The sequence below is a fragment of the Pseudomonas sp. GL_139_B genome, assembly GCF_057834475.1.
The window spans coordinates 1430038-1443382 of record NZ_CM174403.1; the positions used below are offsets into that span (position 1 = coordinate 1430038).

At 61.8% G+C, this 13345-nt stretch carries 9 protein-coding genes; all 9 read left to right on the forward strand.

The features are described from left to right. Positions 1-4: 4 nt before the first annotated feature. The gene (locus AC3ISI_RS06470) at positions 5-778 is read left to right on the forward strand and encodes a substrate-binding periplasmic protein (RefSeq protein WP_489336005.1); all 774 of its coding nucleotides are present in this window, start codon (positions 5-7) and stop codon (positions 776-778) included. Beyond that, on the forward strand, positions 775-3036 hold the full coding sequence (locus tag AC3ISI_RS06475; RefSeq protein ID WP_489336006.1) for an ATP-binding protein: 2262 nt from the start codon (positions 775-777) through the stop codon (positions 3034-3036). The genes AC3ISI_RS06470 and AC3ISI_RS06475 overlap by 4 nt, the downstream gene beginning before the upstream one ends. 193 nt (positions 3037-3229) lie before the next feature. After that, on the forward strand, positions 3230-4642 hold the full coding sequence (locus AC3ISI_RS06480; RefSeq protein WP_489336007.1) for an amino acid permease: 1413 nt from the start codon (positions 3230-3232) through the stop codon (positions 4640-4642). Positions 4643-4965: 323 nt separating this feature from the next. Next, complete coding sequence (locus AC3ISI_RS06485; protein ID WP_489336008.1) at positions 4966-5757, forward strand: enoyl-CoA hydratase/isomerase family protein; 792 nt, start codon at positions 4966-4968, stop codon at positions 5755-5757. Between the two features lie 40 nt (positions 5758-5797). Then, positions 5798-6958: an acyl-CoA dehydrogenase family protein gene (locus AC3ISI_RS06490; protein ID WP_489336009.1), complete on the forward strand. Its 1161-nt coding sequence runs from the start codon at positions 5798-5800 to the stop codon at positions 6956-6958. Between the two features lie 18 nt (positions 6959-6976). Then, positions 6977-9076 carry an acetate--CoA ligase family protein gene (locus tag AC3ISI_RS06495; RefSeq protein ID WP_489336010.1) on the forward strand — a complete coding sequence of 700 codons (2100 nt, stop codon included), beginning with the start codon at positions 6977-6979 and terminating at the stop codon, positions 9074-9076. Positions 9077-9086: 10 nt separating this feature from the next. Beyond that, positions 9087-10694, forward strand: coding sequence for a 5-guanidino-2-oxopentanoate decarboxylase (locus AC3ISI_RS06500; RefSeq protein ID WP_489336011.1), 1608 nt, complete (start codon positions 9087-9089; stop codon positions 10692-10694). 27 nt (positions 10695-10721) lie between these two features. After that, positions 10722-11912, forward strand: coding sequence for a pyridoxal phosphate-dependent aminotransferase (locus tag AC3ISI_RS06505; protein ID WP_489336012.1), 1191 nt, complete (start codon positions 10722-10724; stop codon positions 11910-11912). Beyond that, positions 11905-13320 carry an aldehyde dehydrogenase family protein gene (locus AC3ISI_RS06510; protein ID WP_489336014.1) on the forward strand — a complete coding sequence of 472 codons (1416 nt, stop codon included), beginning with the start codon at positions 11905-11907 and terminating at the stop codon, positions 13318-13320. Before AC3ISI_RS06505 ends, AC3ISI_RS06510 begins: the two co-directional genes overlap by 8 nt. Positions 13321-13345 lie beyond the last annotated feature (25 nt).

Sequence of the window (13345 nt, forward strand, 5' to 3'; positions counted from 1 at the left end):
CCCGATGTGGCGGGTGTTTGGCCTGCTGTTGGCGTTGGCCGCGAACAGCGCGCTGGCAGCGGAAAAGGTTCGCTACTGCGACTACCCGGTGTACCCGCCGATCTCCTGGAGTGACGGCAAACAAGTGCGCGGCCTGGCACCGAGCGTGGTGAAAAACCTCTTTGGGCAATTGGGCTACGACGTCGAAATTGTCGTGCTCGGCAACTGGAAACGCTGCCTGCTCGACGCCGCCGAAGGCCGGGTCGATGTGGTGTTGGCCTACAGCACTGCGCAACGCGAACAGAGCATGGTTTTTTCGACGGTAGCGGTGTTGCGTGAGGAAGTTGCATTGTTCATCAATCGTCAGCACCCGGTGAAATTCGAGCGTCTGGAGGACTTGGCCAATTACCGTGGCGGGTTGCTGTTCGGCGAAAGTTACGGCGTGGATTTCGACCGTTTGGTGGCAGCGCATCAGAACATCGAATGGGTCTCAGACAGCGGTCAGAACTTCGGCAAACTGATACGCGGACGCATCGATTTCATCACCTCGGAGCGACGCACCGGGCAGCTGTACGTCGAGAACCTGCCAGGCGCGCAAGACATCGTCGCGCTGCCCAATGCCTTGAGCGTGGACTATTTACGGGTGGCTGTGTCGCGTAAGTCGCCCTTGGCCAATCGAATGTCGGACATCGATGAGCAATTGAAACACATGGTCGATACCGGGGAGATCGAGCGTTTGTTGAATGAAAGCGAAGTCACCTACCGCGACATGATCAACCTGCCGGCGAACTCAAAATGATCCGTGCGCGTCCGGGTGGCCTGTTGCGGCGCTTGCTGCTGTTCATTCTGTTGTTCAGCCTGTGCTTCACCGTCCTGGCGAGCACCGTGCAACTGTACTTCGAATACCGCCGCGAAATGCGCGACATCGACTCGCGAATGGAACTGATTCGTGCCGGTTACCTGGCCAGTCTGGAGCGCAGTCTCTGGGACTTGAACCAGGAACAACTGAACGTGCAGTTGCGGGGGCTGGTGGACTTTTCCGACGTGGCGCGGGTGCATTTGACCAGCCCCGATTTCGATCTGCTGCAAGGCAATTCCGACCCGGTCGGGCCGTTGCGCATCGAGCGTTTTGAACTGAATTATCAACCGCCGACCGGTCCTTCACGGCACCTTGGCCAGTTGGAAGTCAGTACCGATCTGGGCGCGGTGCATCAGCGCCTGTTCGCCACCGGTTTGACCAGCCTGTTGTGGATGAGCGTGTTTCTGTGCGGACTGGCGGTGACGTTGTCGGGACTGTTTTACCGCTTGGTTACGCGGCACCTGCAAGTCATGGCTGAGTTTGCCCGACGCATCGCTGGCGGCGACTGGCATGAGCCCTTGCACCTGGACAAGCGCCGCCACGCCCACGAAGACGAAATCGACACCGTGGCCCATGCACTCGACGATATGCGCCGGGCGATTCTCAGTGACATTGACCGCCGCGAAACCGATCGACTGGCCCTGCAAGACAACCGCGATGAACTGCTCAGGCTGGTCGAGCGCCGCACCGCCAGCCTGATGCGCGCCAAGGACGAGGCCGAGGCCGCCAACCTCGCCAAGTCGCGTTTTCTGGCGACCATGAGCCACGAGTTGCGCACCCCACTCAACGGCATTCTCGGCATGGCCGAGTTGCTGCGTGGCGCACGTCTGGACGAGCTCGACGGCAAACGTCTGGATGCGTTGTACAAGGCCGGTGAAGGGTTGCTGTCGATTCTCAACGAAGTGCTGTATTTCGCCCGACTGGAGGAGGGCGTCAGCCATCCGGAGCCGGTCGATTTCTCGATCCGGCAATTGCTCGATGAGGTACTGACGCTGCTGGAACCGCGCGCGCTGAGCAACGACACGACGTTGCACTGTCGAATCGATCCGCAAGTCGCCGAGCGGCACCACGGAGCCGAACAATTCCTGCGTCAGGTGTTGAGCAACTTGCTGGCCAACGCGATCAAGTTCACTGAAGGAGGAAGGGTTGAGGTCGAGGTGGCGCTGCTGGCTCAAGCCCCGGAACAGAGCGGGCAACGCTTGCGCGTGAGCGTAACGGACAACGGCATCGGCATCGCCCCGGCCATGCAGGAAAAGATTTTCGAGCGCTTCACCCAGGCCAGCGAAGAGGTGGCGCAACGCTTTGGCGGAACCGGGCTCGGGCTGGCGATCAGCAAGCATCTGGTGGAGCAATTGGGTGGGCGAATTGGCGTCGAAAGCGAAACCGGGCTGGGCAGTTGTTTCTGGTTCGAGCTGACGTTGCAGGCGTCTACCGGCATTACCGTTGTGGTGCAGAACAGCGAAACCGTGCGGGCACTGAATATTCTGGTGGTCGAGGATGTAGCGCTGAACCGTGAAGTGGTCCGCGGCTTGTTGCAGCGCGACGGGCATCAGGTCTGGCTCGCCGAAGAAGGGGAGCAGGCGCTGGTGCAATGTGCTGGGCAGACTTTCGATTTGATCCTGCTCGATGTGCACCTGCCGGGTATCAGCGGTGTCGAACTCTGCAAGTTGATTCGCAAAAACGAAGGCCCGAACCGCCATAGCCGGATCTTTGCCCTGACCGCCAGCGTGCAGCCGGCGTTGATGCGCGGTTATCTGGAGGCCGGGATGGATGGCATTCTCGCCAAGCCTCTGAAGCTCGAAAACCTGCGACAAGCGCTGGCCGGGCACTTGCCGGTATCGGCGCCACACGTTGATGACGAGGCGATGGATTGGCCGCTGCTGGACACCCATCGCACCTTGCTCGGTGAACAGAAATTTCAGGGCTTGCTGGCGGTGTTGCGCGACTCGATCAATCAGCATCGCGAAGCACTGAGCGAAGCCATCGAGGCCGACGACTGTACCGAAGTCGCACACCTCGCGCATCGACTGGCCGGCAGCAGCGACTCATTGGGCTTTCGCGCGTTGGCCAATGTGCTGCGCGCCTTGGAGGAGGCCGCGATGGCCAATGATGAGCAGACTTTGCGGGCCTTGGCCCCGCAGATTCATGCGCAATTGCAGCGTTCGCAACAGACGCTGGCTGAGTTGCTGCACCGCTGACGTACAAGTTTGTTACGACTTTTTACAACTTCGATCTTAACGGTCAACGGGACCTTACATGGTCTTCCAATAATCGAGGCAACCGCCACAGCGCGGTCTTCGAAGCTTATTGGAGATAATAATAATGAACTGCCGTAAAGCTGATCTTTCCCCGCGCCATGCCGCGCACCTTGCTGATTATTGAGGTGCAGACATGAGCAAATCTACCGAAACCAAAGGCATCCAACTGACCCGCGCCCTGAAAAGCCGGCACATTTTCATGTTGTCGCTAGGCGGCGTGATTGGCACCGGGCTGTTCATGGGCTCCGGCGTGACCATCAATCAGGGCGGCCCTGTGGGGGCGATTCTGGCGTATCTGGTTGCCGGTTTCCTGATGTACCTGGTGATGGTGTGCCTGGGCGAACTGTCCGTACAAATGCCGGTGTCCGGCTCGTTTCAAACCCACGCGACCAAATTCATCGGGCCGGCCACCGGTTTCATGATCGGCTGGGTGTACTGGATGAGCTGGGCGACCACCGTGGGGCTGGAGTTCACGGCGGCGGGCATGTTGATGACGCGCTGGTTTCCTGCGGTGCCGATCTGGTACTGGTCGGCGTTGTTCGTGGTGGTGCTGTTCGGCCTGAATGCGTTGGCAACCCGCGCCTTCGGTGAAGCGGAGTACTGGTTCTCCGGGATCAAGGTCGCGGCGATTCTTGGCTTCATCGTCGTCGGCGTGCTGGTGATCTTCGGCGCCATCCCGCTGACCAGCGGTGCTCCGGCGCCAATGATGAGTAACCTGATCGGCGACTCGTTGTTCCCTAATGGCCTGTCAGCGGTGTTCGCGGTGATGATGACCGTGGTCTACGCATTCCAGGGTTGCGAGATCATGGGCGTGGCCGCTGGTGAAACCGATCAACCGGAAAAAAGCATCCCGCGCGCGGTGCGCAATGTGGTGTTTCGCGTGTTGATTTTCTATGTGCTGGCGATTGTGGTGTTGTCGGCAATCGTGCCGTGGCAGCAGGCCGGGTTGATGGAAAGTCCGTTCGTGCAAGTGTTCGACATGGTCGGCATTCCGTACGCCGCTGACCTGATGAACTTCGTAATCCTCACGGCGATTCTGTCGGTGGGTAACTCCGGTCTGTATGCCTCGACGCGCATTCTGTGGGCAATGTCCAAGACCGGCATGGCGCCGAAAAGCCTGTCGCCCTTGAGTAAACGCGGCGTACCGCTGCGCGCGCTGAGTATTACATTGTGCTTTGCGCTGGTGTCGCTGATGACCAGTTTTGTCGCGGCAGACACGTTGTTCATGGTGTTGATGGCAGTGAGCGGCATGTCCGGCACTGTGACCTGGATTGTGATTGCGCTGGCGCAGTACAAATTCCGCAGGGCGTATCTGCGTGATGGCGGCAAGCTCAGTGATCTGAAATACCGCGCGCCGTGGTTCCCGCTGCTGCCGCTGACGTGCATCGCGTTGTGCTGCTCGTTGTTTGTGTTCCTGGCGCTGGATGAAACGCAACGGCCTTCTCTGTACTGGGGCTTTGGATTTATTGCGCTGTGCTATGGCGCGTACTTCCTGATTCATCGCAAGCGCGAAGCGGTGTTGGCGCCGAGTTTGCCGACCGTTTGATTCAGTGTTTTTCCTGTGGGAGCGAGCCTGCTCGCGATAGCGGTGGATCAGTCAACAGATATGTTGAATGTGATGCCCTCTTCGCGAGCAGGCTCGCTCCCACAGTTGTTTTGCGGCGGGCTGTAGGCAGTTGTTCGAAGTTGTAACAGTGCGATCCTTGCTAGCCCTGACTTTCTGAATAAATCCTTTAAATACAAATAGATAGATTATTTTTTAGGCTGTTACAGCCAATTTTTTTGCTGATTGCCGCCTTACTGAACACTCGTTTAGTATGGCCTCAAGTCGCATCACCTCAGACCAATCAAAATAATTCGAGGATTCGCATGACTACTCAATCTTCTCTGCTCAGTCAGGTCGAAGCCGGCGTTGCCTGGATCACCCTCAATCGCACTGCCCAGCGTAATGCGCTGGACATTCCGACCCTGAAAAACCTCCACGCCTTGCTGGACAATTACAACGCCGACCCCGTCGTGCGCGCGGTAGTCCTGACCGGCAGCGGTCGCAGCTTCTGCGCCGGTGCTGACCTTGCCGAGTGGGCCGAAGCCGAAGCCCGTGGCGCTCTCGAAACCTACGGCTGGACGGAAACCGCCCACGCCTTGATGAGCCGTTTGTACAGCCTGGAAAAACCCACCATCGCTGCCATCAACGGCACCGCCGTCGGCGCCGGGATGGACCTGACGCTGTGCTGCGACTTACGCATCGCTGCGCAATCGGCGCGCTTCAAGGCCGGTTACACCAGCATGGCCTACTCGCCGGACGCCGGTGCCAGTTGGCATCTGCCACGGCTGATCGGCACCGAACAAGCCAAGCGCCTGCTGTTCCTCGACGAATTATGGGGCGCCGATCGCGCATTGGCCGCCGGCCTGGTCGGCGAAGTCTGCGCCGATGAGCAACTGCTCGACGTCACCACTGAACTGGCCACACGCCTGGCCAACGGCCCGACCTTCGCCTTCGCCCAGACCAAAAAACTCATGCGCGAAGGCGCCCAGCGCAACCTGCCGGAACAACTTCAAGCCGAGTTGGCCGCCGGCCTGTTGTGCGGTCGTAGCGAAGACGGCAACGAAGCCCTGCGCGCCTCCAGCGAAAAACGCCCGGCCAGTTTTATCGGTCGATAAGCCCTGACCCCAATTCAGTACACGAACAACAGGTAGCCCCATGAATTTCCAACTGACCCAAGAACAAGAAATGTTGGTGGACGCGGTACGCAGTTTTGTCGCCAAGGAACTGCTACCCCATGAGGAAGCGGTCGACCGTGCCGACGAAGTCTCCCCGGAGCTGGCGGCACAGATTCGCGGCAAGGCGATTGCGGCGGGTTTTTATGCCTTCAACATGCCGGAAGAAGTCGGCGGTGGCGGTCTGGACTACCTGTCCCAGGCGTTGATCGAACGTGAGCTGTCCAAGGTTTCATGGGCGTTGCATGTGTTCGTCGCGCGGCCGTCGAAAATCCTCATGGCCTGCACCGGCGATCAGATCAACGACTACCTGTTGCCGTGCATTCAGGGCGAGAAAATCGACTGCTTCGCGCTGACCGAACCGGGTGCCGGGTCCGACGCCAACGCGATCAAGACCCGCGCCGTCCGCGACGGTGATGACTTCATTCTGAATGGCAGCAAACACTTCATCAGCCACGCCGGCCACGCCGATTTCGCCATCGTCTTCGCGGTGACCGATACCTACGAGCACAACGGCCGCAAGCGCAACGCCGTGACCTCGTTCCTGGTCGACCGCAACACACCGGGTATGACCATCCGCCGTGGTCCGAAGTGCGTCAGCAATCGCGGTTATCACACCTTCGAAATGTTCTTTGACAATTGCCGCGTCCCCGCTTCCAAAGTGCTCGGCGAGGTCGGCAAGGGCTGGGACGTGGCCAACGCCTGGCTGACCGCCGGGCGTGTCATGGTCGCCGCCAACTGCGTCGGTCAGGCACAACGCGCGCTGGATGTGTCGCTGCAATGGGCGGCGGATCGCAAGCAGTTCGGCCAGCCGATCGGCACCTATCAGGGCATCTCGTTCAAGCTCGCCGACATGGTCACGCAGATCCGCGCGGCCGAACTGCTGACCCTGCACACCGCCTGGAAAATGGACCAGGGCACCATGACCGATGGCGAGGCCGGCATGGCCAAACTGTTCGCCAGTGAAGTGCTCGGCAAAGTGGCCGATGAGGCAGTACAGATTTTCGGTGGCATGGGCCTGATGGATGAATGTCCGGTGGAACGCATCTGGCGTAACGCGCGAATCGAGCGTGTCTGGGAAGGCACCTCGGAAATCCAGCGCCACATTATTTCCCGCGAATTGCTGCGGCCGCTGTTGCGCTGATCGGCCCGGAGAATTTTTATGTCGCAGACGATTCGTGACAACCTCAAACGCCTGCTCGCGCCGCGCCACCTGGCGTTTGTCGGTGGCCGCAGCATGGCCCGCGCCCTCAAGCGCTGCGCCGAAGGTGGCTACCTGGGCGAGATGTGGCTGGTCAACCCGCAGCACGACACGCTGGAAGGCGTGCCGTGTGTGCGCAGCATCGCCGAGCTGCCGTGCGGCCCGGACGCGGTGTTCATCGCGACCAACCGCGAGCTGACCCTGACCTGCGTCGCCGAGCTGGCGGCGAAGGGTGCAGGCGGGGCGATCTGCTATGCCTCCGGGTTCGCCGAGACCGGTGCCGAAGGCCTGGCCTTGCAGCAACAATTACTCAAAGCCGCCGGCAGCATGGCCTTGCTCGGCCCCAACTGCTACGGCTTGCTCGACTACCTGCACAGCTCCGCACTGTGGCCGGTGGCCCATGGCGGCAAACCGGTGGAGAAGGGTGTTGCCGTGCTGACCCAGAGCGGCAACTTCGCCTACAACCTGTCAATGAGCGACCGCTCGCTGCCGGTGGCCTACATGGCGTCGGTCGGCAACCAGGCGCAATTGGGCATCGCCGAACTGATGGACGTGTTACTCGATGAGCCGCGCGTCACGGCCATCGGCTTGCACCTCGAAGGCCTGAAAAACGTACCGGGTTTCGCCCGCGCCGCGCACAAGGCGCTGGAGAAAGGCATCCCGATCATCGCCCTGAAAACCGGCGTGTCGCAGATCGGTGCCGAACTGGCGCTCAGTCACACCAGTTCGCTGTCCGGCTCTGATGCACTCTATGACAGCCTGTTTGCACGCCTCGGCGTGATCCGTGTCAGTGGCCCGGTGAGTTTTGTCGAAACCCTGAAAGCTGCGGCGTGCGGCAAGCTGCCCGCGGGCAACAGCCTGATCGCGCTGGCCTGCTCGGGTGGTGACGCCGGGTTGATTGCCGACTACGCCGAACGCAATGACTTGAGTCTGCCCAAGCTCGATGAAGGCCAAGTCGAGGAATTGGCGCAAGTGCTGCCAAGCTACGCCAACCTGGTCAATCCGCTGGATTTCACCACGGCAATCTGGGGCGATGGTGAAGCCTTGAACCGCATGCTCGACAGCGCCCTGCGCATCGAAGCCGACGCCGCGATGCTAGTGCTCGATTACCCGGCTGAGTTCACCGGTGAGCGCAAGGAATGCGACCTGCTGCTGGAGCTGTTTTGCGCCGCACTGGTGCGCCACGGCAAGACCGGTTTCGTCACCTCGGCGTTTCCGGAACTGCTGCCTGCCCATGCTCGTGAACGTCTGCATGCGCAAGGCGTGGCCGCGTTGCAAGGCGTGGAAGACGGCTTGGCGGCGTGGGGGCGCATTGCCGGTTATCAGCGCAATCGTCAGGCACTGCTGGCGCTCGGTGAATCGGTGCTGGTGCCGCACTGTCCGCACGCCTTGGTCGGCGAAGGACGCCTGCTCAACGAGTGGGATTCGAAAAAAGCATTGCGCGCCTTTGGCCTGCCGACGCCCAACGGCGTTTTGAGTACGCCGGACAAAGCGCTGAGTGACGCCAATGTGCTGGGTTATCCGCTGGTGCTCAAAGCGGTCAGCGCGCAACTGCCACACAAAACCGAAGCCGGCGCCGTGGCGCTGAACCTCAAGGACGCCGCGGCCCTGAGCGCGGCACTGAAAAAAATGCGCGCAAGCATTGCCGACTACGCACCGCACGTGCCGTTCGATCAAGTGCTGCTGGAGCCCATGGCTAAACCGCCCTTGGCTGAATTGATCGTCGGCATCAAGCGTGAAAACGACTTCGGCCTGGCCCTGGTCATCGGTGCGGGCGGGATTCTGGTTGAGTTGCTCAAGGACAGTCGCAGCCTGCTGTTGCCGACCACCGACGGCGCCATTCGCAAGGCCGTATTGAGCCTGCGCAGCGCGAGTTTGCTGCAAGGGTTTCGCGGGCGCGAAGCGGCGGATCTGGATTCGCTGGTGACGGCGATCCGTGCGGTGGCCGATTACGCCTGCGAAAACGCCGGGCTGTTGCTGGAACTCGATGTGAACCCATTATTGGTCGGTGCCGCTGGCACGACTGCGGTCGATGCGTTGATTCGCCTCGGCCACGAATGAGGAATTGAATATGCAAACCACAACATTGACCGGCGGCCAGGCCCTGGTGCGTCTGCTGGCCAACTACGGCGTCGACACCGTGTTCGGCATTCCCGGCGTACACACGCTGGAGTTGTATCGCGGCCTTCCGGGCAGCGGCATTCGCCATGTCCTCACTCGCCACGAGCAAGGCGCCAGTTTCATGGCCGACGGCTATGCGCGGGTCAGCGGCAAACCGGGCGTGTGTTTCATCATCACCGGGCCGGGCGTGACCAATGCCGCAACCGGCATCGGCCAGGCGTATGCCGACTCGATTCCGATGTTGGTGATTTCCAGCGTCAATCACACCGCCAGCCTTGGCAAGGGCTGGGGCTGCTTGCACGAAACCCAGGACCAACGCGCAATTACCGCACCGATCACCGCGTTCTCGGCGGTCGCGTTGAGCGCCGAAGACTTGCCCGAGCTGATCGCCCGCGCCTATGCGGTGTTCGACAGCGAGCGCCCGCGCCCGGTGCACATCTCGGTGCCGCTGGACGTGCTGTCCGCAAAAATCACCCGTGACTGGAGCAACGACGTGGTCCGTCGCCCGGGTCGTGGCGCCGCCTCAACCACGGCGCTGGACGAGGCCGTGGCCAAGCTGAAAAACGCCAAGCGGCCGATGATCATTGCCGGTGGTGGCGCATTAAATGCTCAGCAAGCACTGCAAGACATCAGCACCCGACTCGCCGCGCCACTGTTCACCAGCGTCGCCTGCAAAGGTTTGTTACCTCCGGATGCACCGCTGAACGCCGGCTCGACTTTGTGCGTGGAACCCGGCTGGAACCTGATCGCCGAGGCCGACGTAGTGCTGGCGGTCGGCACCGAAATGGCCGACACCGATTTCTGGCGCGAACGCTTGCCGCTGAATGCCGAACTGCTGCGCGTGGACATCGACCCGCGCAAGTTCAACGACTTCTACCCGTGCGCGGTGGCGATGCATGGCGATGCGCAGCAAACCCTCACCGCATTGCTGGAGCGACTGCCGTCCACCGCGCGTGATGCCAGCGCGGCGATGGCTGCCGTCGCAGCATTGCGCGAAGCCGTGAAGGCAAGCCATGGCCCGTTGCAGTCGATTCACCAGGCCATTCTCGACCGTATCGCCGCCGAGTTGCCGGAGGATGCGTTCATCAGCACCGACATGACCCAACTGGCCTACACCGGCAACTACGCCTTCCACAGCCTGGCACCACGCAGCTGGTTACACCCGACCGGCTACGGCACCTTGGGCTACGGCTTGCCGGCGGGCATCGGTGCCAAGTTCGGCGCGCCGCAGCGTCCGGGGTTGGTGCTGGTTGGCGACGGCGGTTTCCTCTACACCGCGCAAGAGCTGGCGACCGCCGTCGAAGAACTCGACAGCCCGCTGGTGGTACTGCTGTGGAACAACGACGCGCTGGGCCAAATTCGCGACGACATGCTCGGGCTCGACATCGAACCGATTGGCGTACTGCCACGCAACCCGGATTTCGCCGCCCTCGGTCGCGCCTTCGGCTGCACCGTGAGCCAGCCACAGAGTCTGGCCGAGCTGCAAACCGATCTGCGCCACGGCTTCAAGCGCAACGGCGTGACCCTGATCGAACTCAAGCACGCGTGCGCGCACTGATTTTCATTTTCTGGTTGAGGTATCGCCATGCGCTTTTCCGATCTGACTCAACGTATCGCCGGTGACGGCGCTGCCGCGTGGGACATTCATTACCGTGCGCTCGCGCTGCAAGAACAGGGCGAAGACATTCTGCTGCTGTCGGTCGGCGACCCGGATTTCGACACCCCGGCGCCGATTGTGCAGGCTGCCATCGACAGCCTGTTATCCGGCAACACCCACTACGCCGACGTGCGTGGCAAACGCGCCCTGCGTGAAAGCATCGCCAGACACTACGGACGGCGTAGCGGCCAGCAGGTCTCGGCCGATCAGGTCATTGTGCTGGCCGGCGCGCAATGCGCGTTGTTCAGCGTCGCCCAATGCGTGCTCAATCCCGGCGATGAAGTGATCGTCGCCGAGCCGATGTACGTGACCTATGAAGCAGTGTTTGGTGCCTGTGGCGCGGTGGTGGTGCCGGTGCCGGTGCGTCCGGAAAACGGTTTCCGCGTGCAGCCCGAAGACGTCGCCGCCCGCATCACACCGCGCACTCGCGCATTGGCGCTGAACAGCCCGCACAACCCGTCCGGTGCCAGCTTGTCGCGCGCCACCTGGCAAGCGTTGGCCGACCTGTGCATCGCCCACGACCTGTGGCTGATTTCCGATGAGGTCTACAGCGAGTTGCTGTTCGACGGTGAGCACGTCAGCCCGGCGAGTTTGCCGGGCATGGCCGAGCGCACAGCAACGCTCAACAGCTTGTCGAAATCCCACGCCATGACCGGCTGGAGAATCGGCTGGGCGATAGCACCACCCGCCCTCGCTGCGCACCTGGAAAACCTCGCGCTGTGCATGCTCTACGGCTTGCCGGATTTTGTGCAGGACGCCGCCGTCGTCGCCCTCGAAAGCCATTTGCCAGAGCTGGAGGCGATGCGCGAAGCCTACCGCCAGCGCCGCGATCTGGTTTGCGAATGCCTGGCCGATTGCCCTGGCGTGCGTGCCTTGAAACCCGATGGCGGCATGTTCGTGATGGTCGATATCCGCGACACCGGGCTCAGCGCCCAGGCGTTTGCCGACCGCTTGCTCGACCGCCATGGCGTGTCGGTGCTGGCCGGTGAAGCCTTCGGCCCGAGCGCCGCCGGGCACATTCGCCTTGGGTTGGTATTGGACACGGAACCGTTGCGTGACGCCTGCCAGCGCATCACCCGGTGCGCCACTGAACTGATGGAAGCTCACGTCCATGCATAACCACACAACGCTGTTTATCGATGGCCGCTGGCAAAACCCGTCGGGGCAGGGCATCGCCGAGGTGATCAACCCGGCCACTGAAGAGATCGCAGGCTCAGTGCCGCTGGGCGATGAGCGTGATGTCGACAACGCGGTGGCCGCCGCACGCAAGGCGTTCAGTTCATGGTCGAGGACGCCGTCGAATGTGCGTGCCGGCTACATCCGCGCCCTCGCCGAGCAGTTGCGCGCGCGAGCTGACGAGATGGCTTCGGTCATCACCGCTGAACTGGGGATGCCGGTGCAATGGTGCCGCTCGGTGCAGGTTGACGGGCCGATCATCGGGCTGGAGCACTACATCGAACTCGCCGGCCTGATGGACGAAGTGCGTGAGGTCGGTAACTCGCTGGTGATGCGTGAAGCGGTGGGCGTATGCGCCTTCATCAATCCGTGGAATTACCCGCTGCACCAACTGATCGGCAAGCTCGCCCCGGCGCTGGCCGCTGGTTGCACCGTGGTGGTCAAGCCGAGTCAGGAAACCCCGCTGCACGCCTTTTTGCTGGCGCAGATGATTGAAGCCATCGACTTGCCGGCCGGCGTGTTCAACCTGGTCAGCGGGCCGGGTTCGAAGGTCGGTGAAGCGCTGGCCAAACACCCGGACGTCGACATGGTGTCGTTCACCGGCTCCACCGGCGCCGGGGTTCGCGTGGCGCAAGCCGCCGCGCCGTCGGTGAAGCGCGTGTGCCTGGAACTGGGCGGCAAGTCGCCACTGCTGATTGCCGAAGACGCCGACCTCGCCGCCGCTGTGCGCTACGGCGTGCAGGACGTGATGATCAACTCCGGGCAGACCTGCACCGCGTTGACCCGCATGCTGCTGCCGGCCAGTCGTTACGCCGAAGCCGTGGAAGTGGCCATCGCCGAAACCCAAAGCCTGCGCATGGGCGATCCGCTGGACACGCAGAGTTTCCTCGGGCCGATGTGTTCGGCGGCGCAACGGCGTACGGTGCGTGACTACATTCAGGTCGGCCAGCAGGAAGGCGCACGGCTGGTGTGCGGCGGTGACACGGCCGACGCATTCGAGCGCGGTTTCTACGTCAGCCCGACGCTGTTCGCCGATGTCGACAACCGGATGCGCATCGCCCAGGAAGAAATTTTCGGCCCGGTGCTTTGCCTGATTCCCTACAGCGATGAAGCGCAGGCGATTCAGCTCGCCAACGATTCGCCGTTCGGCCTGTCCAGTGGCGTCTGGGCCGGCAGCGCTGAACGCGCCTTGCACCTGGGGCGGCAGCTGCGTGCCGGGCAGTGTTTTCTCAATGGTGCGGCGTTCAATTATCAGGCGCCGTTCGGTGGCTACAAACAGTCGGGCAATGGCCGGGAATGGGGCGAAGAAGGGCTCAACGAGTTTGTTGAAGTGAAGGCGATTCAGGTGTAATCGTCCAACGACCACGCGCGCATTA